The following is a 24,127-nucleotide window of genomic DNA, read 5'->3' as shown; positions in this document are numbered from 1 at the left end:
CCCTCGTGGCGTAGCGCGTTCGCGGCGGCCGCCGCCGCGGAACCCCAGCGCCCCGCGACCTCACCCGCCGCCACGCCGCCGTCCGCCAGCAGCCGCCGCTGTTCGTCCAGCACGGAGCCGACGATATCGGCGGCTTCTGGCGGCGCCAGGGATTCCGCCTCCACGGCGCCGATCCGCACCTGATCGGTGACCAGCCGGAACGGCTGCCGCACCACCGATTCCTCCCCAACCGCCAGCGCGTCGATCCTCAGGGCGCAGACAAAGGGGTCCAGCGCCTCGGCGGCGGGCCACGCCTCGCGCGGCTGGATCCGCAGCGCCACCAACCCATCCAGCCGACGTACCAGCTTCAGCGGGTCCTCGCCGGCGAAGAAGCAGTTGCGGTCCGGCAGATAGGTGATCCGGAACAGGCCGGCCCCGGCCGGCAGCCCCTTCAGCGCCTCGAATCCCTTCCGCCGCTCCGCTTCGGTGAAGGCGTCGGGATCGTCCTCGTCCCGCGTCCCCACGTCGGCGCCCTTGGCCTCCACGCCCCGCAACCGCTGGACCAGCCCCGTCGCCACGGCGTCGGCACCGTCGTCCAAGCCGTCGCCCATTTCCAGCGCGTCCAGCCAGCGCGCCGTCTGGTCCAGCGTCTCCAGCAGCGCGTCGGTCAGGCCGCCGTCGATCGCCGCCGTCCCGGCGCGGGCGTTCTCCAGCACCTCCTCCGCCGCGTGCAGCACCCGCGTCATCGGCCGGACGTCGAACACGCCCGAAGACCCCTTCAGCGTGTGGAAGGCGCGGAACACCTCGGTCAGCAGCGTGTCATGGGATGGCGTCCGCTCCAGTGCGATCAAGTCGCGGGTCGCCTGCTGGATCAGGTCGCGGCCCTCCAGCAGGAACTGCTCCAGCAGCGCGTTCATGCCAGCGCCCCGCCGGAAGGGGTTCCCGTCAGCACGGCGACATGGAGCGTCAGGTCCGCCGCCGCCACCGGCTTGACCAGGTAATAGTTCGCCCCCGCCGCGCGCGCGTCGCGCGCGTCCTGCTCGCCCGCCTCGCTGGAGATCACCAGGGCGGGGATGGCGCCCGCTTCGCCGTCGCGCGCCCGCAGGGTCCGCAGGAAAGACACGCCGTCCATCTTCGGCATGTTGATGTCGACGATCAGCAGGTCGAACCGGTCGGTCAGCACCTTCTCCAGCGCCTCGATGCCATTGATCGCCTCGGCGACCTCGAACCCGGCCGCCTCAAGCGCCTCGCGGTAGTACAGGCGGATCAGGCTGCCGTCGTCCACCACCAAGACTCGCGCGGATGCTGGCCCGTCACGCATGGCCGCCCTCCTCGGGTTTCTGGTACACGATGGCGTCGGGGAACCGGCGGACCTCGAACAGAGGCGAGATCCTGCTCATGGATTCGGTGTGCCCCAGGCAGATGTAGCCGCCCGGCGCCAGGCTGTCGTAGAGGTTGCCCGCCGCCGTCCGCCGCGACACCTCGTCGAAGTAGATCAGCATGTTGCGGCAGAACACCACGTCGATGCCGCGCCACCGCGCCATCTCCGCCTGATCGATCACGTTGACCCGGCTGAACTGGACCGAGCCGCGCAAGCCCTCGTCGATCCTGTAGCGTTTGTCGCCGATCCGGGTGAAGTACTTATCGACCAAGGGGCGCGGCAGCCGCATCAGCGCCCGTTCCGAATACTCCCCCGCCTCGGCGGCCTCCAGCACCTTGGTGTCGATGTCGGACCCGATGATCTCGATGTCCCAGCGATCGACCTCGGCCCAATTCTCCAGCAGCCAGATCGCGATGGAGTAGGGCTCCTCGCCGGTCGAGCAGGGCATCGACCACAGCCGCACCGGCTGGCCGATCCGCTTCCGCGCCACGATCCCGTCAAGCAGGGTCGAGGTCAGGCAGCGCAGCTGGTATTCCTCGCGGTAGAAATAGGTCTCGTTGACCGTGAACAGCGAGATCAGCCGCTCCATCTCGCGCGGCTCCACCAGCAGCCGGGCGAAATGCTCCGCGAAGCCGCGCGATCCCGCGGCCACGATGCAGTCGGCCAGCCGCCGGTCGACATAGACCCGCTGCGTGTCGCCGAAGACGATCCCGGTTCGCCGGTAGAAGAAGTCGCAAAACCGCCGGAACTCCGGGTCGGTGATCCGGATGTCCGAGGCCACCAGCGGTTCCGTCGGGTTGACGCTGGCCATCGCGTCAGGCCCGTCCGCCGGTGACGCGCCTGATGGCGGCGTTCACCGCGAAGGGCACGATCGGCTCTCCGGGAAAGCGTCCGGCCAGCCGCCGCATCGCCGGCGCCGCGTCGGGTGTGCCGACCTCCGCCAGGATCTCCAGGGCGGCGACGCAGACATTGGCGTCGGTTTCGCGGTCCAGCAGTCCGCACAGCGACCCGGTGGCGTCGTCCGCCGGCAGGCAGCGCGTGATCTCGACGGCCAGCAGGCGGACATCGGCGTCACGGTCGGCCAGCAACTCCGGCAGCAGCGGAAGCACGGCGCCGGGCATCGCCTGCAACGCCTCCACGGCGCCGTTCCTCAAGCCGGCATCCTGCGACCGCAGCAGCCCGGCTAGCGAAGGCGCCGCCTCCGGGATCGCCGCCAAGCTGGTGAACACCGCCTCGCGGACGGCGGCGTCGGTCTCGGTCCCCAGCAGCGCCATCAGCACCGCCACGCTGGCGGGATCGCGCGGCAGCGCGCGGACCGCCCGCCTCCGTTCGGCGGGATCACCGCTCGCCAAATCGGGCCGCCCGTTGTCTGGGACCCCGTCCGAGGGGCCGCGCCGGATCAGGGGCATGTCACCTCCGCCTTCCGCCGAACCGCCCTGACCACAGCCCGGGCGATGTCGGGCAGCGGCGCCACGATGTCGGCGCCGTCGCGTTGGGCCAGCGACCCCGGCATGCCCCACACCACCGAGGTCTCCTCGTCCTGCGCGATGGTGTGGCCGCCCTCCTGGCGGATCCTCACCATGGCCGCCGCGCCGTCATCGCCCATGCCGGTCAGCAGCACGCCGATCAGCAGCTCGGCCGGGACAAGATTGAGGGCGCTCGCCACCATCCTGTCGACTGACGGATGCCAACGGTGGGATGCCGAGGCCGGCACCGGCAGTGCTATCAACCCGGCGGGCCGCCGCGCGATGATCATGTCGGCGTCGCCACGCGCCACATGGACCTGTCCCGGCCGCAGCGGCGTCGAGTGCCCGACCTCGATCACCGGCAGCGCGCAGATCCGGCTCAGCCTCTGCGCGAAGGCTCCCGTGAAGCTGGCCGGCATGTGCTGGGCCACCAGCACCGGCCAGGGCAGGTCGGCGGGCAGCCCGGTCAGCACGGCCTCCAGCGCCTGCGGCCCTCCGGTCGAAGCCCCGATCAGGATCAACCCGGAGCCACGCTCCATCTCCGCGGGCGGCGCCGCCACCGGAATCCGCTCGACCAACCCCGCTCCAGCCTGACCCGCTCCCGCCGGCACCGAACCCAGCCGATGCCGGATCCGGTCGGCCAGCCGCAGCGTCGGCCGCAGCTTGGCCCGCGCCGCCGCCCGGATCTTCTCGACCAGCATCGGCTCGATCCGGTCGATGCTGAGCGAGACTGTCCCCTCCGGCTTGGCGATCACGTCGACCGCCCCCAGCGCCAGCGCCTCGAAGGTCGTCTCGGCGCCCTCGCGGGTTTGGGACGACACCACCACGACCGGCAGCGGCGTCTCGACCATCAGCCGGCCCAGGCAGGTCAGCCCGTCCATCACCGGCATGTTGATGTCCAAGGTCGCGACATGCGGCGCGAAGCTCTTGGCCAGCTCCAGCGCCTCGGCCCCATTGCGCGCCGCCTTGGTCTCGAAGCCGCCGGCGCGCTCGAAGATGTCGGTCAGCAGCTTCCGCATCAGCGCGGAATCATCGATGATCAGGAGACGGATCACGCGTCCATCCCGGACAGCGCGTCGGCCTCGCGCCGGTCCAGCAGGTGCGCCGGATCGAGCAGCAGCACCATCCTGCCGGCGCCGTCGCCGGCCAGGTTGGCGACGCGCGAGATCAGGGCCATCTGCTCCGGCGACAGGTCGGGCGCCGGCTCGATCGCCTCGGCCGCGATCCGCAGCACGCCGGTCACGCCATCGACCAGCAGCCCGGCGCGGACGGTCCCGATCGCCACCACGATGATCCGCCGCCCCCGGCCAATCTCCGCAGGCGGCATCGCGAAGCGCCGCCGCTGGTCGATCACCGGCAGCACGGCGCCGCGATGGTTGATCACTCCCTCGATGAAGGCGGGAGCCTTCGGCACCTCGGTCAGCCGGTCCGGCACCGCCAGCACCTGCTCGACGCGGGAGGACGGCAGCCCGTATTCCACCCCGCCCAGCCGGAAGATCACGAAAGCCTCGGCGCCGGCCAAAGCGGCGCCCGCGCGGTCATCACCCATGTCATCCTCCACCGGACCCAGCCCGCGCGACACCGCCTCCGACTGGAACAGCCGCTCCGGGTCCAGCACCGAGACCAGCCGGCGCCCGCCGTCCAGTCGGCAGATCGCCTCGATCTCGCCGCTGTCCTGCCGGAACAGGGGCGGCACCGGATCGATCAGATCGCCGCCGACCCGCAGGATCTCGCGCGCCCGATCGACCACCAGCCCGGCCCGCACGCCGTTGAAAGACAGCACGATGATCCGCGCGGCGGCGGTGTCAGCCCGCTCGCCCGCTTCCAGCCCCAGCAGGCCCCGCAGGTCGAACAGCGGCACCAAGCGTCCCCGCAGCGTCGCGACGCCCAGCAGGTTGCCGTCGCCATGGGGCATCCGCGCCAGCCGGCCCTCCCGCCGCCCCTCCAGCCGGACCACCTCGCGCACGGCGGAGACCGGCACCGCGTATTCCTCCCCGCCGGCCTCGAAGCTGACCAGCATCAGCGTGTCTTCGCCGCCCGCGACCGCCACCGTTCGGCCGCCAGCGGGGGCCTTCCCCGTGATGGCCACCGCCGCGGCGGGACGCGCGGCCCGCGCCGCCACCCGGCCCAGCACGCGGTCCAGCGCCAGCACCGAGATAGCCGGCCGGGCGCCATCCGCCGGAACCGTCCCGCTGACGAAACCGGCGTCGCCATCACCCGTCCGCTCCAGCCGCGTGCCGTCCAGCCCGACGATGCCGACCACCCGATCGACCCGCAAGCCGACCCGGGTTCCCCGCAGCACGATCACGCGCGTCGCGTCGCCAGCCGGAGACGCGCCGGTAGACGCCGTGGTCCCAAGCACCCGCCCCATGTCGATCAGCACCGTCACGGTGCCGCGCAAGTTGATCAGGCCCTCGATCGCCGGCGGGCTCAGCGGGACGTCGAGCACGTCCGGCCGCCGGACCACCTCGCGGACCTCGGCAAGGGGCAATGCCGCCAGCGTGCCGCCGACATGGAAAAGCAGATGCGGCGCCAAGGCATGGGCGACCGGATCCGATGAAAGCGCCTGGGCGGCAGGGATTGGGGGCATGGGACCGGTCCGGCTCGGCGTCAACCGGCCGAATTCTGCAGTTCGTCGGCCAGCGAGGCGATCTCCTCGATGGCGGCCGCCAGATCCTCCGCGCCCCGCGCCTGCTGGCGAGACGCCGTCGCCGCCTCCGTCGCGGCCCTGCTGGCCTGTTCCGCGGCGGCCGCGACCTCCTGCGTCCCGGCGGTGGCCCGCGCCGCCGCCGACAGGATCACGTCGGCGTCCTTCAGCACGGCGGCGTTGCCGGCGGTGACCGTCGCCATATCGGCCTCGACCGCGCCAAACGTCGTGATGATGTCGCGGTTCTTCTGGACCTCCATCTCGGTGGCGGCCAGCGTCAGTTCCAGTTCCCGCCGGACCGCCCGGACATGGTCCTGGATCGCCCGCACGGTGTCCTTGATCTTGTCGCCATTCTCGGCGGAATCGCGGGCCAGGGTGCGGATGTCGTTGGACACCAGCGAGAACCCCCGGCCAGCGTCGCCGCTGCGCGCCGCCTCGACCGAGCCGCTGATCGCCAGCATGTTGGTCTGGATCGAAACGGTGTTGATGCCATCCACGATCTTCTCGATCCGCCGCACCATCCGTTCCAGCGAACCGATGCCGCCCAGGCTGGCTCGGGTCTGCTCGACCGCCTGTTCGACGCCGCCGATCAGCGACGTCACCGTCCGCCGCCCCTCGGCCAGCAAGTCGCTCATGACGGTCGCCCGCTCCACGGCGGCGCCGGTGGTGGCGCGGGTACGCTGGGCCGCCGCGTCGATCTGCCGGAGCGCCGCACTCGACTGCTGGGTGGCCGCCGCCTGCTGGGCCGAGCCGCGGCTGATCTGATCGACCGCCGTCATGATCTGCGCCGCGGCGCCCGACAACTCCTGGACCGTCGCCGACAGCTCCTCCGACGCGGATGCCACCTGTTCGGCGCCGCGGATCAGGTCGTCGGTCTGGCGCAACTCGTCGGACAAGCCGGACAACTCCTCCGCCGCCAGCCGCGCCTGTTCCAGCGCCAGACTCTGTTCCGCCAGCCCACGCAGCGATTCCTCGGTCGCCGCCGACTGCTCCTCGGCCGCCGCCGCGATCTGCTCGGCGCCGCGCTGGACCTCGACCGACGCGCGCTCGGCCTCCTGCGCGGCGTCCACCATGTCCAGGCTGCTTTGCGCCAGCCCGGCCATGTCGGCGCGCACCTGATCGAGGTTGGTCACCACCTTGGCGCCGTTGTCGACCTCGCGCATCGAGGTCGCCGCCGTGGCGGTGATCGCGGCGGCCAGCGACTTGACCTCGTTCTGGATCTTGTCGACCAGTTCGGTGATGTCGCGAGCACTCTTCTCCGCGACCTCCGCCAAGGCGCGAACCTCGTCCGCGACGACGGCGAACCCATTGCCGGCTTGGCCAGCGCGCGCCGCCTCGATCGCGGCGTTCAGCGCCAGCAGATCGGTCTGGTCGGCGATATGGCCGACTGTGCGGACGATGGAGCCGATGCTCGACGCAAGATCCTCCAGCTCGCCGATCAGGGTGACGGTGGCGGTCTGCCGCTTGGCGGCCGCCGCGATCCCTTCGACCGACGCGGTGATCCGGGCCCCGGTCTCCCCCAACTGGACACGCAACGCCTCGGTCTTCTCGCGCGAGGTGGTCGCCATGCCGCGCGCCTTGGCCAGCAACTCCACGATGCTGGTGACGGCCGAGAGCGACTCGCGCGCGGCGCTGGACGCCTCGTGGGCGCCGCTGGCGATCTGCTCCATCGCGCGCCGCAGCTCCTCCGCCGCCGAGGCCGCCTCGCTGGTCGACGAGGCGATCTCGGTGCTGGCGGCCGCGATCCGCTCGGCGATCTTCTGCTGCCGCGCATAGGTCCGGGCGCGGGCCCGCTGGGGATTGGCGTGGGGCAGGGGGGATTGGGATGGGGATTGCGACGAACTCGGCGGCGCGGCGCCGCCCGACCCCTGCTCCGAAGGCTCGGTGGGGCGCCGCGTGTCATAGGTGGATTTCTTGATCAACGCCATCCGACTTGCCCCTTCTCACCCGCGAACCCAGACCGGGTCGCCTAACCCCGACAGGGTCGCCGTCGGGGGTGAAGCGGCAAACATAAAGTATTGTAACTCGGTCGCAAGCGCTCTTTCCGATCGAATTTTCCGCCAATTCGCCGCTAAATCTTCCAACACACTAAGTACCGCCATCGAAGGGCACGATCCGACCGGTTGGCGGAGGTCTACCACGTGAGCGCTTGGATCTTCCGGATCGTCTCGATGTCGTCCAGTTTCTTGCCGGCCTGGGCTTGGCTGAAGATCAGCAGCATCTCGTTCAGCGTGGCGGCGATCGGCCCGGAGGTCGGCCGCGGGAAGGTCATGCCCGGTATCGCGTCCGACAACCGCTGCCGGATCTCGCGGAGTTCCGCCAGCACCCGCTCGTCCAACCCGCCCTGGACCCCAGCTGTCATCGCCGCGGCCTTGACCAGAAGCACCATCACCTCCCTGTCGTTCATCGGGCGGTGCGACAAGACCGGCTTCTCCGCGACGTCGGCCGAACCGCCGGGACCTGTCAGGGGCAGCAGCTGAAGCATCGGCCCGACATGGGAGGTGAGCAGGCTGGCCGAAGCCACGCGAAGCCCCGTCCGTCCGTTGATCGGCTCCAGTCGAGCCGAGTATTCATGGATCAAGGTCCTCGCCTTGTTCATCGAACACGCCGCGACCGGCGCCGAAGAATCGCCCTCGACATAGACGGGAATATGGCGAACCGATGAAAACCCCACGACCGAGCCCTCGTTTGTTGCCCGGTCACCCTGAAGCCAAAAGTTTTAGAACCAATTAAACCGCATCCCGTCAAGCTGCGGCGCCCACAAAGGGGACATTCTGGTTTGAAGTTTCCCGGCGGATGGTCGTCCTTGAAACATCAAACCAGAATGTCCCCATCCTCCTTACGCTCCGACTCTCGCTCGTTGAATTCCACCGTGACCAATTTGCCCTTTCGCGTGTTGTCTGGAAGCGCCGGGCATGCCGCATGCCCGAAAAAGGCGAAGCGAATGAACGCGATACGATTGAACGCAATGAGTTGGAGGAAGACCATGTCATACCGCACCACGCTGATGGCCGCCGCCGTGGCGCTCATGATCCCGGCCGCCGCGATCGCGCAGACCGCCGCCAATCCGCAGGGGCTGTCGAAGGTGGATGACGACCGCACCGACCTGACCTGGCGGGGACACACGATCGACAAGCTCGAGGACATGGACCTCTACAACAGCGCCGGTGACGAGATCGGCGAAGTCGAGGATGTTCTGATCGACGCCACCGGCCAGCTCAGCGCGGTTTCGGTGGAGTTCGGCGGCACCCTGGGCATTGGCGACCAGGAGGTCGTGGTGCCGCTCGATCGCCTTCAGGTCGGCGAGAATGGCCGTCTGACCACGGACATGGCGGAAGGCGAGTTGAGCCAACTGCCCAAGTGGGACGACTGATCCACAACGCCGGATAACCATCCAACCACCGCCGCCAGGGGGCGCCACGGCCAGCCACCACGCCCCTTGGCGGCACATCCAGATCAACCCCGAACCCGCAAGTCATCGATCGGCCTTCCGCAGCCACCCTGAAGTAAACATACCCCGATGTTCGAATATCGCGTCTGTAGCCCGTCCCAAAATTTCGAATTTGAAACATATAAAATTCGAACTTGAACGATCTTCCGCAAGTATCTACCTTGGGACCGTGCCTGTCGCACGGAAGTATTCATCCGCACCAACAAGCATCCGGATGAATGCTCGCTTCAATCCAGGGGATCGATGATGAAATTTGGCGCGTTCATTGTTGTGGGTCTCGCCCTGATCGCGGCGACGCCCGCGCAGGCGGAGAATTGGAAGAAGAATTTCTGCGGCAACCAAGATTACATCCCGGCCGGTGGCAAATACCCGCATCTGCATTGCGGAAGCGATTTCTATACCTACTCGGCCACCAGCAGCAAACATGTCAACATGGCGCAGGGTGACAAGGTGGATTGTGCCAAGGTGCGCTCGACCATCGACACCATCAAGGCGCTCGACCCCAACACGGCAGGAAAGGCGGAGATGCAGGCCAGCACCGTCAGCGTCGGGCAGGCCTATTGCAAGAAGAAGGACGGCAACTAAGCCCGCTGAAGCGATCCGCCGCCGGCGCGTCGGAACGCCGACTGTTGACGACCGTCGCAGCGGGGATTCCGACCCTCTCGGCGGCGGGAGGCTCAAACCTACCGCTTTGGCTACAGGCCTCACAGTTCTAATTTCATGAATGCATGAAATAAACACGAAGTAACAGAGTGCTCGCCCGAAGTAGGTCAAGTGTACCACTGAACCGTCACGGTGGTTGCCTAATCCGATGCCTCTAAAACTCCATGCGATCCGAAGAAGCGTGATTGCGTCGATCATGCCGGTTGAACCAGGCTCGTAGCACTTGCAGCTCCGGGGTTTGGGATGATCGCATTTATTCGGATTTTCTTCGTCGGGTTGGTCTTCATCAGCCCGGTCGCGCATGCTGAGCAGCCTGATAAGACGGTGATCGCTCTTGAAGTACTCGCCAAATCTGGAAGCACTCGCGCTCAGTTCGAACTTGGACGGCGGCTAGAATCAGGAATTGGGACAAACGCCGACATTTCTAGAGCATTCACGTACTTCTGCCAGGCTGCGGCCAAGGGTCACCCGATGGCTGCCTACAAGATCGGAAATCTGTATCTTTCCGGTAAAGGCGTGGCTCGTAACGAGGCGATGGCGGCCTCCTGGTTTCGTCGCTCAATCGAGCTGGGTAGTCCCGAAGCTCGGGAAATTATGCGCAGATTCTCCAGTATGAAGGATCTGCCTGCTCCGGGTTGTTTCACTGGCAAAATTCCCAACGGTCCACCCGGAGCGACGCAGTCCAAAGCCCGATTGCCGGCGCCGGAGCGCGCGCCCCGATACGTGGTTATCGGATCCGGGAGTGGCTTTTACGTCAACGACTTCGAACTGGTGACCAATCACCATGTCATCAAGTCCTGTGACAAGGTGACGGTGGAAAAGGGGAGCGAGTCCGTCACCGCTACCGTCGTCGCCATCGACAAGAGCCTGGACCTGGTCGTTCTACGCACGTCAACCAAACACACAAGTCATGCTCGCGTTCGCCAAAGTCCTGGCGCCTTGGGTGAGTCAGTTTATCTGTTCGGTTATCCACAACGCCCAATATTGACGTCGATCAACATGACCAGTGGAATCGTCAGTTCACTTACAGGTTTCAAGGGGGCCAAAAACGAGCTTCAAACGAACGCGGCGGTGCAACTTGGCAATTCGGGCGGGCCACTCGTGGACTCCACTGGCGCGGTCATCGGCGTCATCACATCCCTCCTCCGAAACAGTCAGAACGTCGGCTTCGCCGTGAAGAACACCACCCTCATCAACTTCCTGGAGGACAATAAGATCTCCTTTTCCAGTCGCAGCGTCCAGACCGTAGCGGCCACCGATGTCGCCAAGGAGGTCCAAGACTTCACCTTCCCAATCGTCTGTCAGATTAAGCGATAGTGTTATTTCGCCCCGGCTCGTGTTGGAGAGTGCAACGCGGGGGATGACTCTCGACGTGCCGCTCGGGGCAGGGTCGGTTGTAGGTACGAGGATGATCCTCTTGCTCCGAGTATTGGCGCAAGGAAAGCAGGTTAATCGGTACGAAGGAAAAAGCGCCAAGGCTGCATCAGATGTGCGCTTCGCCGCAGCTGTTTGCCGCGCTCCTTACCCGGTACTTATCGAGTCCGCACAGTGACACGGTGCCGGAATTGGAAGAGCCAGCCAACCCGGAAGGTTGGCTGGCTCTTCTGCTGGTAGCGGAGGAGGGATTTGAACCCCCGACACAAGGATTATGATACTTCTCCAACCCGTATAATATCAATGGGTTAGAGACGTTTTGTGGCGGTCTTGTGGCGGTGCGAACGCCGTTCGCGGTCAGTCGGATTGCGGCTCGAGCGCGGCGATCCGTGACTCCATTGCGGACAAGCGGGCGTCCTGCTGGATTTGGCCATGCCGAAAGGCGGCCACCACCATGGCCCACAGCTCGCTCTCGCGGACGCCGTACCTATCGCGTTCGACTCCATCGTCGCCGATCCACTTGTCGTAACAGACGACGCCGTAGCAAAAAGCGTCGAGGCCGTGATCCGCGAAAAGGGACACCACGTCCTGAGCGCGCACACCAAAATGAACACGTGCCGCGGCGCCCTTGGTCTCGATGGCCTCAATCCATCGATAGGCTCCGATCAGATCGGCGACCCCGATCGCGACGGCCAGTTCGGCCGGCGAGAGGGGACCGCGCCATTCTTTTTCGCGAGCGTCGGACGTGGAGATCACCGCCGTGCCGGCGACCAGTTGGGCGACGCGACGTGCGGACGATCCCACGCGGAGCAGGTTGTCGAGGGTTGGCGCGAACGTCCCATCGCTCATGACATCGAAAGCGCCGCCGGCGGATTGCAGCCGCGCCGCGCCAGCTGGCGTATTGATCGACATCAGCAGCAGGTCGCCAGCGCCGTAGTACCCCATGCCTCCTACCACCGTGCCCGCCGAGTTTTTCAACCCGAAGGCCGAAATTCCGCTCGGCTCGGTGTTCCTAATGTATGACACGTACTCATACGCTGCGGCCTTGACGATGTCCTGTGGCTCCAAAGTGGCCCAGAAGGTCACTTTCCCGGCCTGTATTTCCAGCACTTTCTGGCCAGCCACCGAAAGCGCGTAATGGTTCTGTCCGATCCGGTAGAGGCCATTGTCCTGGTCATTCGCGAACGCGATGCCCGGCGCCGCGGCGCTCCCGTCGCCGAACCGACCGGCGAGCGCCAGGTCCGCGGCGGCCTTGTACAGCGTCGCCAGGGCCTCCATGCGCGCCGTCAGCCCCGCCGTCGACAGGTAGAGCTTGAGGATCGCATAGGTCTGACCCGACCCCGTGGCGCCGAGGTATGGGGTCGTCAGGGTGAGGTGGGTATTGTCTTCCACCGCGCCCAGTTGGTACGGGCGACCGTCCGGCCCGAAGAACACGTCGTCGGCATCGGCGCCGGAAAAGCCTGTGCCGGCGCCGACGACGGCGGTGGATCCAGCGGTGACGCTCACGGTGCCGGTGCGCAGCCATGTCATCGTATCAAACTCCCGTGTAGATAATGTGGTTGACGACCAGCGTCGGCTGGAGGATGGGGTGCGATTGACCGCCGCCGACGGCGTTGTCGAACGACGTGTCAGTGTCCAAGCTACCGATGTCCGTGTAGGACGCTCCGATGTAGCGGCCTGGATTCGCGGCGATGCCGGCACTGACGCCGGTGGGCATAGGATGCGCGTGATGCGGGATCTCGGAGATGTCGAGCAGGTGTTGCTCGGCGCCGCCGGCAGCGCCGAGCGTCGAGCCGGAGATCGACGTCGCCAGCCGGCCCGCGACGGAGCCTCCCATATTGTCCCGGCCAGCCGCCACGCGGCCGCGGAGATCTGGCACCTGGAAGGTCGTGGCGCCATCTCCCGCGCCATAGGTCGAGCCGATCGCCGCGTGGAGCGCCGGGTAGTCCGACCGGCTAACCAACTGACCAGCGCACCACAACCAGCCCTGCGGCAGCGAGACGCCGGCATAGGGCGCGATCACGCCGACCGGCAACAGGCGACCGCCGGCCAGCACCGCATCGTACGCGGCCCGGGTCGCGCGCAGGGAGTCGGCGAGGCCGGCGGCCGACAAGCTGACCAGCAGGATCGAGTAGCTTTGACCTGCTCCCGACGCGCCGCGATACGCGGGCGCGATCGTCAGGTGGCCGTCGTTGGTTATGGCCGTCAGGCGGTACAGCCGATCATCGGGACCGACCAGCATGTCGCCCGGCGCGGCGGCGCCGAAGTTGGTACCGGCGCCGAGCACCATGTCCGAGCCGGTCGCCACGGTGACGGTCCCCGCGGTCAGCCAGGTCATTGGGGCAGCTCCCCAATCGCCGCCAGCTGGGCCGCGACGGCGGCGTCGAGGTCGGCCGGCGCCGCGAAGATCTCCGGGAAGGTCAGGTGGTAGGTGGCCACCACCTTGCTGACCGGACCGATCTCGTCGAGCAGCTGGACCTCGGCCTCGGTCCTGGGCACGCCGAAGGCCACCGCGGTTGAGCGGATCACGACTTTTCTCATTGTATCCTCATGGTTAGATGAATGTGCCGGCGTGGATGCGGTAACTGAGCGTACCGCCGACTAGGGTGAGGTTCAGGCTGGGGTGGGTGCCGGAATTTTGGTTCCACCACTCCTCCTCGAGGAGGAGTTGGCCGGAGACCGCGCGGAACGTGATCGTCCATAAGCCGCGCATGGTGCGCTGGACGTCCTCTCGGTACCAACCCCAGACGATCGTGCCGCCAGCCGAGAAGACGCCGACATTCGGCAACCCGCCGCCGGCCGGCGCGCTGACCGCCTTGACCTGCCCCATCACGAAATCGGCTTCGCTGTTGATCGACCCCAGGACGGTAGTCGCGCGCTGCATCCTGTTGTTATTCGACGGCTTGTCGGCGATCGACACGGTGCCGGTCAGCAAATTCGTGATCGCGAACATCCGGCGGTTGGTGTCGAACACCGTCTGCCCGGCGGCGTTGGTCACGTGGATGCGGTCGGACGCCATGTTGAGGCTCATGACGCGCACCCAACCACGACCGCCGCGAAGGACACGTCCGATGGTGTCGTGACCCCCGTGTTGGTCGCCGACACCCCACGGTAAACCCAGCCGCTGACAACGTAGGAGACGCCCTCGCCGCGATAGTCGTTGCCAGCCCCGGTCGATGGCGCCAGCGCGATGGTCTTGCCGCCGACCAGCGCGAATTCGGGACTATCGCTCTTGGCGATGTACTTCCGCGCGGAATTCAGTTTTCCGGCCGATGCGCGGAAAGCCGACGGTGAGAGATACAAGACTTCGGTCATTGGAAGTTCCGATCGAAGACGAAAATCCTGTAGTTGAAGGTTTGCGCCGGCGCCTTGACCGCGATCTCGTGGATGACGACGTGGGTGTCGGTCGAGCCCAGCGTCAGGCCGCGAAAATCGCAGGGAGACGGGGCCATCCAGGTGATCGTGGTGCCGACCAGCGGCTGACCGGATGGTACCAGCACACCGGCGACCAGCGGCGTGCCGGTGCGCCCGTGCGCGAAGAGCGACCGGCTGGTCGAGCCGGAGCCGGCGCCACAAGCAAGCGTCCCGGTGTGCTCGGACACGACGGCGAGGTAGTCCAACGACGAATGAAAAAACAGGTGGCGCAGGTTGCCGAGCGGGTTGTCGACCGCTGCGGACGTGCCGTCGTGGATGACGACGGTACCGTCGCTGCCCCGCGCGTACAGGGTCTTGGCCATGGTCCTACACCGTCATCGAAAGGCTTTTGCCGTCGAAGTCGAGCACGAACTTGTCGTCGGTCGACCGCAACTTGACCGCTGTCAAAAGCTCGATGAAGCCGTCGGCGATCGAGACCTTGCCGCCACTCACGACGAAGGGCGCGCGGACCTCGGAGCCGTCCAAATTGACCACCAGAAAGCGGTCGGCCAGCACCGCCACCTCGGAGCCCAGCGTCGCGTCCGCCGATACGCCGATGCCGGCAAACACCTTCCGGCCACCGGCCACGGTCTGGACCTTGACCTCGTATTTGGCCGATAGCTGGTCGGTTAAGTTGCTGACGGCGGTGGCGACTTGTTGTACGGCCGCCGTGCCGTTGTCCGCGACGACTTGCACCTGGTCGATCCGCTCGCCGATGGCGCGATCCTCGTCGATCCTGGCCTGACGCTCGGTCGCCACCGCGACCGTCGTCGAGTCAAGCCGCACCGCCGCCTCGTCGATCCTGCGCGCCAAGGCGCTGGTCGTGGTCACCCGGGTTTCGGCCTCGGACAGGAGCGCCGCCGCCGCCTCCGCGATCTTGGCGCCGAGCAAGCCGCGCTGGTGGGCTTCGGCCAGCTCGCCCTCGATCACGCGGGTCAGCAGGTCCTGCTTCAGCAGCGCGATCCCGCGTTCCTGGGCGATGGTCTCCAGCTGCTGACCGACGTCACCCTCGTCCGCCCGCCTTTGAGCCACCGCGACCAGCGACTTGCTCTCCGACGCCTGGGCACCGAGCGCGTCAGCGCTGGTGCGACGCACGGTCTCGATCGCCGACTCGTTGGTGGTCAGGCGGGTGCCGTGATCGCCGATCGTCCCCTCTGCGGTGGTGACGCGCGCGGCCACCAGCTCGCGGGCCGTCGCCTCGGCCGACACAGCGTCGGCCCGGGCCTGCCGCTCGTCCTGGAGCCCGGCCTCGGTGCCGGCGATCCGGGTGTCGGAGGTCTCAACCCAGCCGCCAGCCTCCCAGCGGTAGGAGCGGTTGCCATCGTCGGCGTCGTACCAGATGTCGCCGTCCAGGCCGGCCGCCGGCGCCGTCGGCTGACGGTAGGTCCTGTTGCGGGTCGCGACGGTTGCGGCCACCAGCTCGCGCGCCGTCGCTTCGGCCGTGAGGGCGTCGGCCCGAGCCGACCGCTCGCTCTCGATCGCCGCCTCGTTGGTGGTCAGCCGGGTGCCATGGTCGCCGATCGTCTCCTCGGCGGTGGCGACACGGGCGGCCACCGCCTCGCGCGCCGTCGCCTCGGCAGTGAGGGCGTTCGCGGTGGCGGTCCGGACATCGGCGATTTCGGCGTCCACGTCGTCGATCCGCGCCGTCAATTGGAGGCTGGCGGTGGCGGCTGCCGACACGCCTTCGGCTATGGCGGTGGTGAGTTCTTCCCTGGCGTAAGCGAGATTGGCCCGCACGCGTTCGCCGCCTTCGGCTTCAGCGACCAGGGCTAACAGTGTCAGCTCGGCAGAGGTGTCCGAGGCGACCGCGATCAGGGACCGGGTCTCTTGGGCGGTCGCGGTGTCGCCGTCGATCCGCGAACGCCGTTCGTTGGTGATCTGGGTAAGCGCCGACCCAAGCTCCACCTGGATCGTCTCTACGTCGGATGCGACGGCGGCGATCGCGGTGACCCGGATTTGCGATTCAGCGACCAGAGCCGCCTGGACATCGCCAACCGTACCGGACAGCTCCAGCCGGGAAGCCGCCTCGGCGGCGAGGCCGTCGACGATCGCGGCCGTCAGGTCGGTGCGGGCCCGGGCTACCGAGGTGCGCGCGGCTTGGTCGCCCTCGGCCGACGCGACCAGCGCCGCGAGGGTGCGCTCGTCGCCGGCGGTCTGGGTGACGGCCAGCCGCTCGATCGCCACGACCTCGTTGGAGATCTTGCCGGCGAGCGCGTCGATCGCGGTCTCGGCCGTGGTCAGTCGCTCGGACTCGCCGTTCAACTCCACCTTGGTCGCGGCGAGCTGCAAGGCGGCCGACAGCCCGTCGATCGTCGTCTCGGCGGAGGTGAGGCGCGTCGCCTGAGCGTCCACCGAGGTCTGGCTGGCTTTGAAACTCACCGTCGCGGTGAGACCGTCGATCGCCGTCTCGGCCGTGGTCAGGCGCAGCGTGACACCTTGAAAAAGCGCGAGATCGGCCTCGCCCAGCACGGCCGCCGCCAGCACGTTGTCCACATAAGTGACCGATGCCTTGGTCAAGACAGACGCCTTGATCGCGTCCAACGTCACCGTGACGTTGTTGACCCGCGCGTCGTTCTCTCCACGGTACGATTCCAGTGCGTAAAGCACCACCTTCCCGGTGGCCGGGTCGGTCCGGATGCCGGCGTCGCGCAACAGGCTCGATGTCTCCTGCTGGCTGGCGTGCAGCGACAGCAGCGCTTCGCCCAGCTGGTGGCGCACCTCGACCTTCACGGATTCGAGCCGGTCGGCCACGTCGGTCGCGGTGGTTTCGACCTTGGTCAGCCTGATTCGCGCCGATTGGAAGTCGGGTACGAGGGTGTTGATCTGGCCGATCAGGCCGCCGGTGATCGTCGGTACCGTCGGCACCCGCACGCCGTCGACCTCGTTGAACAGGTCGGTCGTGTCGATCAACTCGATCGTCTCGAGCAGGTCCGGCACCAGGGTGGAGCGCTCGACCACTTGGTTGGCCAAATCATCGTGACTGAGTTGCTCGGTGGTCGCGACCGTGCCCAGGGTCGAATTTAGTGGGCCGCGGTTGCCGCCAGCGTCGACCGCGTAGGCCCACAAATAATGTGTGACCAGTCCGCGCAGGTTGCCCTGGCGCAGCGTGACGCGGGCCAGCGGCGTCGCCGGCGTCGTCGCGACGGGTAAGGCCACGGTCCAATCGTCCACGGAGGCGCTGATCAGGGTGATGCTCGCGACATCGCGGTCGGCGGGTGCTGTGCAGGTCACCACGATTTCGCGGTGGCCGCCGATCGCCGCCAACGCGGCCGGAGCACCGGGCGCCAAGCCCTCGCCCTCGACCATGTAGGACGCGCTCGCCGGCACGCTGAGGCGCCCGTCGGCCCCCTCCGCGATCACCTCGATCCGGTGCTCGCCCTCCTCCGCGTCGAGGATCTCCAGCCGACCGGCTGCACTTTCCAGCGCCTGCCGCCAGAGGCCGTCCGCTCCGGCGATCCGGAGGCGGTGGCGGAGCGCCGAGGCGGTCGGACGCCACAGCCACGTCAGCTTGGTTCGCCGGGTCCCGGCCGACCAGTACAGGCTTTCCGATCCGCGCGGCTGGCTTGGTGCCACCACGTCCGCGAAGCTGATACCGGGGTCGTAGTCCGGGATCGCCTCGCCATCGGCGGTGTGGACCGCTGGCGCCATGTCAACCAGCGTCAGCTTGGCCGAGAGATCCGGGCCCGGCTCGATCGCCTTGACGACGCAGGCCAGCGTCTCGCGGCCGAGGCGTCCGAAAGCGACCAGCAAGTCGCGTCGCAGGAGATCGGCTGGGATCGGATCCACGAAGGTCAGGACCGACGTTTCGCCCGGCGCGGTCACCACCGCCGCCAGCCGGTTCGGCCGGCCGCGGCCGAGCCGGATCGAGAGGCCGTAGTCCTGGCCCTCGACCATCTCGACCGTGTCGTCGAGATCGACACCCGTGGCCAGCTCGCCGACGATGATCACCGCCTTTATCCTCGCCTGGGCCAGTCCGACCACCAGGACATCGTGGGCGACGTCGACCGGGTCGCCCCGCGCCACGACGATGTGCTCGACGTCCTGATAGACCGTGTAGGTTTCCGGCCGGAGGATCAGGCAGGCCAGATGGTAGCGGCCATGGCGCCAGGCGAGATCCGCGTCGGTGATGCCGTCGCCCAGGTCCAGCGCCTCGAACACGGTGGCGTTGGTCGCGTCGTAGCCGTCGGCGTAGACGGTGATCTGGTCGCGGCGCCAGCCGGCGGCCTCGCTGACGAAGCTGACCCGGAGCGCGTGGAGATCGCGGCGGAATGTCTTCACGCTGCTGAACCCCCAGCTGTTGCGCGGGGTCAGCAGGTGGACGGACGCGGCGCGCGGCCGGTCGATCAGCACGCCGTATCGACCGGATGGCATCGCGAAGGCGGCGCGGCCAGCCGAAGCGATGTCGTCGAGCAGCTCACGTTCGGTCTGGCCCCCGACGACAGAGGAATAGCTCCAGCCCTGGATCCGGCACCAATCGTGGAACTCGATCAGGCTGGACAGGTCGAGCCGATCGTCGCCGACCGGCACACGGCCGAACGGCGCCTGGAGCACATGGCGGTAAAGCGATGCCGGGTTGGTGGTCGCACGGTCGATCCACTGTCCTGTCGCGTGGTCGTAGTCCGGCAGGATCGATGTGACCAAAACAGAGAATGCCGGGAGCTGGCCCTGCAGCTGGCCGCTCGCCTTGACGCGCAGCGCGATGGTGGTCGCGTTGGTCATGACGGTGTCGGACAGCGGAGCCTCGTTGCGAAACCGCCGCAGGATGTTCCACCAACTTTCGTCGGCGACCCGGTCGGAGGTGCTGTCGCCGGTGATGCGGGTCAGCCGGACCGTGTAGTCGCCGCGCGCGACCGGCCACGTCACCGTGACCCGAACGGCGTTCGCGCGCGACGCCGTGACCGTCCGGGTCTCGACCACGGTCCAGTTGCCGCCGCTGGCGCGGTACGCGACCTCGATGCTGACGATCCGCTCCACGCGGTCGCCCCGGTCGTTGTATTCGACCAAGCCGCGCGGGAACTCGATCTCCACCGCCAGCTCGTCGGCGCCGGCCGGCGCCGCGCGCTCCACCGCGACTCCCGCCTTGAGCTGGGTGCCGACGCTGGTCTCGGCGGCCGAGCCCGGGAACAGGGTATGGGCGGGATCACCGGGCTGGCGGACATCGATCTCGACGCCCTCATAGGCCGTCAGGGCGGTGTCGCCGAACTGGTGCGCCGAAACATCGTAGCGGCCGAGGCCGACGACGAAGAGCATGCGGTAATAGATGTCGTCGCCAATCATCTCCCGGTAAGGCTGGGCCGCGAAGTCGCAGACGTGACGGCGGCGACCGAGGATCACGGGCATTGGCTCGTAGGGCCGCAGCCGGTTGGCGGCGCCCGCGATTCCGTACACCGGATCGTCGCGGACGGACGCGCCCCGGCTGTCGATCCTCGCTTTCGGCGGCGGGGCCAGCGCGTTGATCGCCAAGCTGCCGACCAGCCCGATCGCGCCGCTGATCGCTCCGGTCAGCAGCGCCATGCCGGTCCCGGTGGCGGTGAGACCAAGTCCGAGGCTCGAACTCAAGGCGCCCGCCAGTGGGCCCGCGAAGGCGAAGGCCGCCGCCATGACCGCCAGCGTCAAGATCGTCCGGAGCGGGTTCTTGCCGCCGCCACCTCCGCCGCCGGTGGCGACGGCGCGGAACACCACCGTTACCCCGGTGCGCGGCCGGATCCGGTGCGCCAGCGCTTGGGGTACTTGGTGCGGACCGAGCCAGATCAGGCAGTGCTGGCGCCTAAGGTCGATCCCTGCCGCCTCGGCGCACTCCACCAGCGTGGCCGGCGCCGGTACCAGGGCCTCGACCCGATCCGCCGCGAACGGCCGCGGAGCGGCGATCACGCGGATCTGGCCGACCGGCAAGCGCGTTTCCGGCGGCAGGATCTCGCCGTCCAGGACGGACAAGCCATCCATCATCACGCGGCCTCGGTCAGTTCGGGGTGACGGACCACGGCGACCAAGCGCGGCAGGATGTCCGGGCGGTCGAGCCGGTCCAGGCGCACGCCGGCGCCGGCGTCCTCGGTGTGGAGCAGCCAGCCCGGCGCCGCGAGAATGCCGCAGTGGCAGACGTGGCGACCGATCCGCATCAGGGCGACGTCCAGCGCGCGGGGCTCCAGGTGCCAGCGCAGCGGCTCGGCCAGCGCCGACCGCGTCGCGACCTGACGCCAGCGATCACGGTCGTATCCCGCCACCAGCGCCGCCAGGGCGGCCCGATCGGCGGCCCCGCCGGCGGGAACCGTGTCCGCGAACAGCGGCATCTCGATTCCGGCGACAGCCAGCAGCACCAGGCGCACGAGGCCGTAGCAGTCCACCGCGTCGGGACCGCGCGCGCCAAGCCGATAGGGCAGGCGCTGGAAGTCGGCGACCCACGGCGCCGGATCACGGGCGGGCATCATCATGACCATGATGATCAGAACACTCCCGGCGCGGTGGCCGGATCGTAGCGGAGATCCGGCCAGGCGTTGCGGAGCTTCGGCTCGTAGCCGAGCGAGCCTGAGACCTGCAGCGCGTCGTAGGACGCGCTGGCCAGTTCGAAGGAGTAGGGACCCGCTTCCAGCAGGTCCGGCGTGTCCAGCTCGACGATCTCGATATCGACGGACACCGGCGTCGCGATCTGGCGGAGCGTGGTGACGATCATCTGATCGACGTTGTCGATCCGGATCGTGACGCGGGCGGTCTCGCGCTCCTTATCCGCCGGCAGCGCCACGTCCATCGGGTAGGCGACATAGCGGGCACCCCGGCTGATCACGTCGGCCTGATTGGCGGCGAGCCGGATCGGATCCTCCAGGTCGGGGTGCGAGATCCTGACCAGCAGGATGTAGGCTTGTCCTGTCTCGCTGGCCTGCAGGCCATCCCAGACGCGTTCGGACACTTGGCGCGGCATCAGGCGAGCCTTTCCAGTTTGGCGGTGAGTTTCCATTTGACGCCAGAAGGCTTGATGTCCGGCGCGTCGGCGGTGAATCGGTACTCCCGCGCCACGCCTTGGCGCGGATCGGTCCAGGCGAATCGCTCGGTGCCGTCCTTCAGGGTGGCGCGGAAGAACGTCTCGAACGTCGTGACCTGCTCGGTGGTCAGCAGCAGCACGAGCGCCACCGGGTCGGGAGCAGCGGAACCGCGCCGGCGGAGCTTGGCCGGACCCGAGTCCATGGCGGAGCGGATCACGTTGCGGCCGAGCTGCTCCCCGTAGCCCTCGCGCAGCGGGAACGCCGGCAGATAGGCGGGCCAGGTTGCCACGGTCATCAGGCGCCTCCCGGCCGCAGCCCGTAGGCCGCCCGCATCTCGATGTCGTACCGCCCGTCCAGCAGGGCGGTGCCGACCGTGTCGGTGATCAGGATCTCGATCTCGCGCGACCCGTCCGGTCCGTTGCGTTCGGTCACCTGGGCGGGTGCCGCGTCGCCGCTCCGCTGGTCGATGATCGTGATCGACACCGGTGCCGCGACGGACGGCGCGGCGCCGGTGGCCGGGGCGGTGGCGCGCGGACGAACGCCGTTCGGGATGAACAGCTCGGGCTGGGCGTCGATGCCGATCCGGTAGGGCTGGCCGGCCCGGCCGGGGCCGCCGCTGTCGCGTGACTCCATGCCCGCCGGATACTGGCCGCGTGGGTAGAACTGCCCGGGCACGTCCGGCACGAAGATCTCCGGCTGGGCACCGCGACCGATCAGGTAGGGCTGGCCGGCGCTGCCGGGGCCGCCGCTGTCGCGAGGCGGCATCGGCTTCGGCACGTAATTCTTGGGAGTGCCGAGCGAGAAGTTGTCGCCCGTCAGCCCAGGTGTCCCGAACAGCGACGCTCCGAAGCTCTCCAGCGCCTTGGCGAAGAAGTCGAAAGCGGGCGATGTGGCCTTGAAGAACAGCCTCTCCCACAGCTCGCGCTCGATCGCCTGGCCCACGCGCGCCAAGCTGGCCTCGCTGCCGCTGGCCCAGTCGGCCAGCGCCCGGGCGCTGGAGCGGCCCCAGCCCTGGATGGTCTCGCCAAGCTCCTTCCAGCCGCTGTCCTGCTTCTTCAGGGCCTCGCGCATGTCGTCGGCCGAGGCCATGACGGCCCGCTGGTACGTGCTGGCGGTGATGGCGCCTTCCTGGTGCAGCCGGGTCAGTTCGGCGACGCGCGCGTTGTGCTGCTCCTGGGGCGTCAGGGTTTCCTGCAGAACTCGGCGGCCATCGTCCAGCGCCTGGGTGTGCGCCTTGGCCGCCTGTTCCGCGTCCCAGCGCCGGCCGGCCTCGATCTGGATCGCCTCGGCTTGATCCTGGGTGACTTCGATGTTCGCGCGGCGCGCGACCTCCTCCGCCTTGAGAAGCGCGTCGGAGATCGCGCGTTGGCGATCCGTCATGGCGATCTGCTCGCGCTCGACCGCCAGCAGTTCGATCTGGCGTTCGATGGTGGCCACGGCCTCGCGGCGCTGCTCCGCTTCACGCTGGAGCGGGGCGTTGTCCCGCTTGGCGGCGTCGGCCTCCTTCTGGTCGATGTCGGCCCGTTGGCGCTTGGCGATCAGTTCGGCCTGGGCGATGGCGTCGTCAATGGCGGTTTTGTTGGAGCCGTCGGGCGCGCGCAACGCGTCCAGCTTCTTGCGCGTCTCGGCGAGCTGGTCGTTGACCGCCTTGATCTGTTCGGCCGGCGTGGCGACCTTCGCCAGCTCCTTCTCCAAGTCCTCGCGGATCTTCTTCAGACCATTGAGCGCCTCGTTGGTGCTGGCGCCAGCGTTGCCGGCGGAGCCGCCGCCGGGCGGGCCCTGGAGGAAGGCGATGCGCGCTTCGAGCTGGTTGATCAGCCGCTGCTGCTCGGCGATCTGGTCGTCGAGCATCTTGCGGCCAGCAGCACCGCCGATGACGACGCGGGCATTTCGGGTCGCCTGCAGTTCGGCCAGCTCGGCCTTCTCGTTCGCCAAGTCATAGCGGAGTCGTTCCAGCGAGCGGTCCTCGGTCGCGCGGAAGCCCTCGCGCGCCAGATGGACCTCGCGGAGCACGCCGAGCACGGTGTTCTTCCACGTGGTATCGAACCACGTGGCCCACTCGCTCCACTCCTTCTTGCTGGCGAGCGCGGCGTCGATGTTCTCCCGTTCGAAGATCGCGGCTTGTTTGCCGGCGTCCTCGATCGCCTGCCGGCCCCGGCCCAGCGCCAAAGCGACGCGCGGCCCGGCCTCCTCGCCAAACAGCTTGGCCGCGACGCCGGCGCGCTCGGTCTGGCTGGGAATTTTGGCCAGCGCGTCGGCGAGGTCCAGGATGATCTGGTCGGTGGACTTGATCCCGCCAGCGGCGTCGCGGACGGAAACCCCGAAGCCTTCCAGCGCCTCGGCGGTGTCGTTGCCACCTTGCGCGGCTTCCGCCAGATTCGGCAAAAACTCGCCCATCACGTCGGCGAATTCGCCGGCGCGGAGCCCCAGCGATTCCAGCGCGTGCCCCATCCGCTGGTACTGCTCGACGCTAATGCCGGCGGCGTCGGCCGAGCGCTGCAGCTCCACGGCGGTGTTGACCGCATCCACGCCCATCTGGGCGATTGCGCCGACCGTGACGCCGGCGGCGAGACCGGCGACACCCGCCTTCAGCGCGCCGACCGTGCGGTCGAGCGCCAATAGGCCGACGCTGGCACCGGCGGAACCGCGCTCGATGGAACTCAGCGCCGCCTGGCCCTCCTTGCCGAGGTCACGGAGCGCCCGCTTCAGCGCCTCCTCCCCTTCGGCGGAGAGGCGGATCGAAAGATTTCGCGTTGTCATTTCATTAATCGCGATCGG

At 68.0% G+C, this 24,127-nt stretch carries 22 protein-coding genes; 3 read left to right on the top strand and 19 right to left on the bottom strand.

Annotation, left to right across the window (positions count from 1 at the left end; all coding sequences use genetic code 11):
* From N825_RS30450 to N825_RS30415, 8 genes are all read right to left on the bottom strand, one after another.
* A partial coding sequence (locus N825_RS30450; protein ID WP_037460088.1) for an Hpt domain-containing protein occupies nt 1-896 on the bottom strand: 896 nt, incomplete at its 3' end.
* Nucleotides 893-1,300 carry a response regulator gene (locus N825_RS30445; RefSeq protein WP_037460087.1) on the bottom strand — a complete coding sequence of 136 codons (408 nt, stop codon included), beginning with the start codon at nt 1,298-1,300 and terminating at the stop codon, nt 893-895. The genes N825_RS30445 and N825_RS30450, both read right to left, overlap by 4 nt.
* Nucleotides 1,293-2,171: a CheR family methyltransferase gene (locus N825_RS30440; RefSeq protein ID WP_198038967.1), complete on the bottom strand. Its 879-nt coding sequence runs from the start codon at nt 2,169-2,171 to the stop codon at nt 1,293-1,295. The genes N825_RS30445 and N825_RS30440 overlap by 8 nt, the downstream gene beginning before the upstream one ends.
* A gap of 4 nt (nt 2,172-2,175) precedes the next feature.
* The gene (locus N825_RS30435; RefSeq protein WP_037460085.1) at nt 2,176-2,769 is read right to left on the bottom strand and encodes a HEAT repeat domain-containing protein; all 594 of its coding nucleotides are present in this window, start codon (nt 2,767-2,769) and stop codon (nt 2,176-2,178) included.
* Nucleotides 2,760-3,881, bottom strand: coding sequence for a chemotaxis-specific protein-glutamate methyltransferase CheB (gene cheB / locus N825_RS30430; protein WP_037460083.1), 1,122 nt, complete (start codon nt 3,879-3,881; stop codon nt 2,760-2,762). Before cheB ends, N825_RS30435 begins: the two co-directional genes overlap by 10 nt.
* Nucleotides 3,878-5,416, bottom strand: coding sequence for a chemotaxis protein CheW (locus N825_RS30425; RefSeq protein ID WP_084165198.1), 1,539 nt, complete (start codon nt 5,414-5,416; stop codon nt 3,878-3,880). Before N825_RS30425 ends, cheB begins: the two co-directional genes overlap by 4 nt.
* Before the next feature lie 20 nt (nt 5,417-5,436).
* Nucleotides 5,437-7,401 carry a methyl-accepting chemotaxis protein gene (locus N825_RS30420; RefSeq protein WP_037460082.1) on the bottom strand — a complete coding sequence of 655 codons (1,965 nt, stop codon included), beginning with the start codon at nt 7,399-7,401 and terminating at the stop codon, nt 5,437-5,439.
* Nucleotides 7,402-7,607: 206 nt separating this feature from the next.
* Nucleotides 7,608-8,072, bottom strand: coding sequence for an acetyl-CoA carboxylase biotin carboxylase subunit family protein (locus N825_RS30415; protein WP_037460081.1), 465 nt, complete (start codon nt 8,070-8,072; stop codon nt 7,608-7,610).
* Nucleotides 8,073-8,459: 387 nt separating this feature from the next.
* Here N825_RS30415 and N825_RS30410 point away from each other — a divergent pair, with 387 nt between their 5' ends.
* The 3 genes from N825_RS30410 to N825_RS37210 all read left to right on the top strand — a co-directional run bounded on the left by N825_RS30410 (nt 8,460) and on the right by N825_RS37210 (nt 10,904).
* Entirely contained in the window at nt 8,460-8,846 is a 387-nt protein-coding gene (locus tag N825_RS30410; protein ID WP_051513610.1) for a PRC-barrel domain-containing protein, read from the top strand.
* A gap of 321 nt (nt 8,847-9,167) precedes the next feature.
* Nucleotides 9,168-9,509, top strand: coding sequence for a hypothetical protein (locus N825_RS37215; RefSeq protein ID WP_051513608.1), 342 nt, complete (start codon nt 9,168-9,170; stop codon nt 9,507-9,509).
* Between the two features lie 321 nt (nt 9,510-9,830).
* Complete coding sequence (locus N825_RS37210) at nt 9,831-10,904, top strand: tetratricopeptide repeat-containing serine protease family protein (protein WP_051513605.1); 1,074 nt, start codon at nt 9,831-9,833, stop codon at nt 10,902-10,904.
* Nucleotides 10,905-11,318: 414 nt separating this feature from the next.
* Here N825_RS37210 and N825_RS30395 read toward each other — a convergent pair whose 3' ends face one another.
* The 11 genes from N825_RS30395 to N825_RS30345 are packed head-to-tail and all read right to left on the bottom strand — an operon-like array spanning nt 11,319 to nt 24,109.
* Nucleotides 11,319-12,491 (bottom strand): tail fiber domain-containing protein, encoded by a 1,173-nt coding sequence (locus N825_RS30395; protein WP_037460080.1) that lies wholly within the window; start codon nt 12,489-12,491, stop codon nt 11,319-11,321.
* 4 nt (nt 12,492-12,495) lie between these two features.
* Nucleotides 12,496-13,299: a phage tail protein gene (locus tag N825_RS37205; protein ID WP_051513603.1), complete on the bottom strand. Its 804-nt coding sequence runs from the start codon at nt 13,297-13,299 to the stop codon at nt 12,496-12,498.
* A complete protein-coding gene (locus N825_RS30385; protein ID WP_037460079.1) occupies nt 13,296-13,490 on the bottom strand; it encodes a hypothetical protein in 195 nt (64 codons plus the stop codon). The genes N825_RS37205 and N825_RS30385 overlap by 4 nt, the downstream gene beginning before the upstream one ends.
* 25 nt (nt 13,491-13,515) lie before the next feature.
* Nucleotides 13,516-13,992, bottom strand: coding sequence for a hypothetical protein (locus N825_RS30380; protein ID WP_037460078.1), 477 nt, complete (start codon nt 13,990-13,992; stop codon nt 13,516-13,518).
* The gene (locus N825_RS30375) at nt 13,989-14,276 is read right to left on the bottom strand and encodes a hypothetical protein (RefSeq protein ID WP_037460077.1); all 288 of its coding nucleotides are present in this window, start codon (nt 14,274-14,276) and stop codon (nt 13,989-13,991) included. The genes N825_RS30380 and N825_RS30375 overlap by 4 nt, the downstream gene beginning before the upstream one ends.
* Nucleotides 14,273-14,698: a hypothetical protein gene (locus N825_RS30370; RefSeq protein ID WP_037460076.1), complete on the bottom strand. Its 426-nt coding sequence runs from the start codon at nt 14,696-14,698 to the stop codon at nt 14,273-14,275. The genes N825_RS30375 and N825_RS30370 overlap by 4 nt, the downstream gene beginning before the upstream one ends.
* A 4-nt stretch (nt 14,699-14,702) precedes the next feature.
* Nucleotides 14,703-20,321, bottom strand: a complete 5,619-nt coding sequence (gpJ, locus tag N825_RS30365) for a TipJ family phage tail tip protein (protein WP_037460075.1) — start codon at nt 20,319-20,321, stop codon at nt 14,703-14,705.
* Entirely contained in the window at nt 20,321-20,809 is a 489-nt protein-coding gene (locus tag N825_RS37200; RefSeq protein WP_051513601.1) for an NlpC/P60 family protein, read from the bottom strand. The genes gpJ and N825_RS37200 overlap by 1 nt, the downstream gene beginning before the upstream one ends.
* A gap of 5 nt (nt 20,810-20,814) precedes the next feature.
* Complete coding sequence (locus N825_RS30355) at nt 20,815-21,288, bottom strand: DUF1833 family protein (RefSeq protein WP_037460074.1); 474 nt, start codon at nt 21,286-21,288, stop codon at nt 20,815-20,817.
* Nucleotides 21,288-21,644 carry a hypothetical protein gene (locus N825_RS30350; protein WP_051513599.1) on the bottom strand — a complete coding sequence of 119 codons (357 nt, stop codon included), beginning with the start codon at nt 21,642-21,644 and terminating at the stop codon, nt 21,288-21,290. Before N825_RS30350 ends, N825_RS30355 begins: the two co-directional genes overlap by 1 nt.
* Nucleotides 21,644-24,109: a phage tail tape measure protein gene (locus N825_RS30345; protein ID WP_037460073.1), complete on the bottom strand. Its 2,466-nt coding sequence runs from the start codon at nt 24,107-24,109 to the stop codon at nt 21,644-21,646. The genes N825_RS30350 and N825_RS30345 overlap by 1 nt, the downstream gene beginning before the upstream one ends.
* Between the last annotated feature and the right edge of the window lie 18 nt (nt 24,110-24,127).

The sequence above is a fragment of the Skermanella stibiiresistens SB22 genome, assembly GCF_000576635.1.
GTDB classification, from domain to species: domain Bacteria; phylum Pseudomonadota; class Alphaproteobacteria; order Azospirillales; family Azospirillaceae; genus Skermanella; species Skermanella stibiiresistens.
The sequence above is the reverse complement of the archived record's forward strand: the minus strand, read 5'-3'. Positions and strand labels throughout refer to the sequence as shown.

Coding starts and splice junctions, on each gene's coding strand:
- N825_RS30375 (WP_037460077.1), bottom strand. CDS start 14,276: ATGACCGAAGTCTTGTATCTCTCACCGTCGGCTTTCCGCGCATCGGCC.
- N825_RS30380 (WP_037460078.1), bottom strand. CDS start 13,992: ATGAGCCTCAACATGGCGTCCGACCGCATCCACGTGACCAACGCCGCC.
- gpJ (WP_037460075.1), bottom strand. CDS start 20,321: ATGATGGATGGCTTGTCCGTCCTGGACGGCGAGATCCTGCCGCCGGAA.
- N825_RS30420 (WP_037460082.1), bottom strand. CDS start 7,401: ATGGCGTTGATCAAGAAATCCACCTATGACACGCGGCGCCCCACCGAG.
- N825_RS30415 (WP_037460081.1), bottom strand. CDS start 8,072: ATGAACAAGGCGAGGACCTTGATCCATGAATACTCGGCTCGACTGGAG.
- N825_RS37210 (WP_051513605.1), top strand. CDS start 9,831: ATGATCGCATTTATTCGGATTTTCTTCGTCGGGTTGGTCTTCATCAGC.
- N825_RS30395 (WP_037460080.1), bottom strand. CDS start 12,491: ATGACATGGCTGCGCACCGGCACCGTGAGCGTCACCGCTGGATCCACC.
- N825_RS37215 (WP_051513608.1), top strand. CDS start 9,168: ATGATGAAATTTGGCGCGTTCATTGTTGTGGGTCTCGCCCTGATCGCG.
- N825_RS30345 (WP_037460073.1), bottom strand. CDS start 24,109: ATGACAACGCGAAATCTTTCGATCCGCCTCTCCGCCGAAGGGGAGGAG.
- N825_RS30445 (WP_037460087.1), bottom strand. CDS start 1,300: ATGCGTGACGGGCCAGCATCCGCGCGAGTCTTGGTGGTGGACGACGGC.
- N825_RS30410 (WP_051513610.1), top strand. CDS start 8,460: ATGTCATACCGCACCACGCTGATGGCCGCCGCCGTGGCGCTCATGATC.
- N825_RS37205 (WP_051513603.1), bottom strand. CDS start 13,299: ATGACCTGGCTGACCGCGGGGACCGTCACCGTGGCGACCGGCTCGGAC.
- N825_RS30440 (WP_198038967.1), bottom strand. CDS start 2,171: ATGGCCAGCGTCAACCCGACGGAACCGCTGGTGGCCTCGGACATCCGG.
- N825_RS30350 (WP_051513599.1), bottom strand. CDS start 21,644: ATGACCGTGGCAACCTGGCCCGCCTATCTGCCGGCGTTCCCGCTGCGC.
- N825_RS30425 (WP_084165198.1), bottom strand. CDS start 5,416: ATGCCCCCAATCCCTGCCGCCCAGGCGCTTTCATCGGATCCGGTCGCC.
- N825_RS30370 (WP_037460076.1), bottom strand. CDS start 14,698: ATGGCCAAGACCCTGTACGCGCGGGGCAGCGACGGTACCGTCGTCATC.
- N825_RS30355 (WP_037460074.1), bottom strand. CDS start 21,288: ATGCCGCGCCAAGTGTCCGAACGCGTCTGGGATGGCCTGCAGGCCAGC.
- N825_RS30435 (WP_037460085.1), bottom strand. CDS start 2,769: ATGCCCCTGATCCGGCGCGGCCCCTCGGACGGGGTCCCAGACAACGGG.
- N825_RS37200 (WP_051513601.1), bottom strand. CDS start 20,809: ATGGTCATGATGATGCCCGCCCGTGATCCGGCGCCGTGGGTCGCCGAC.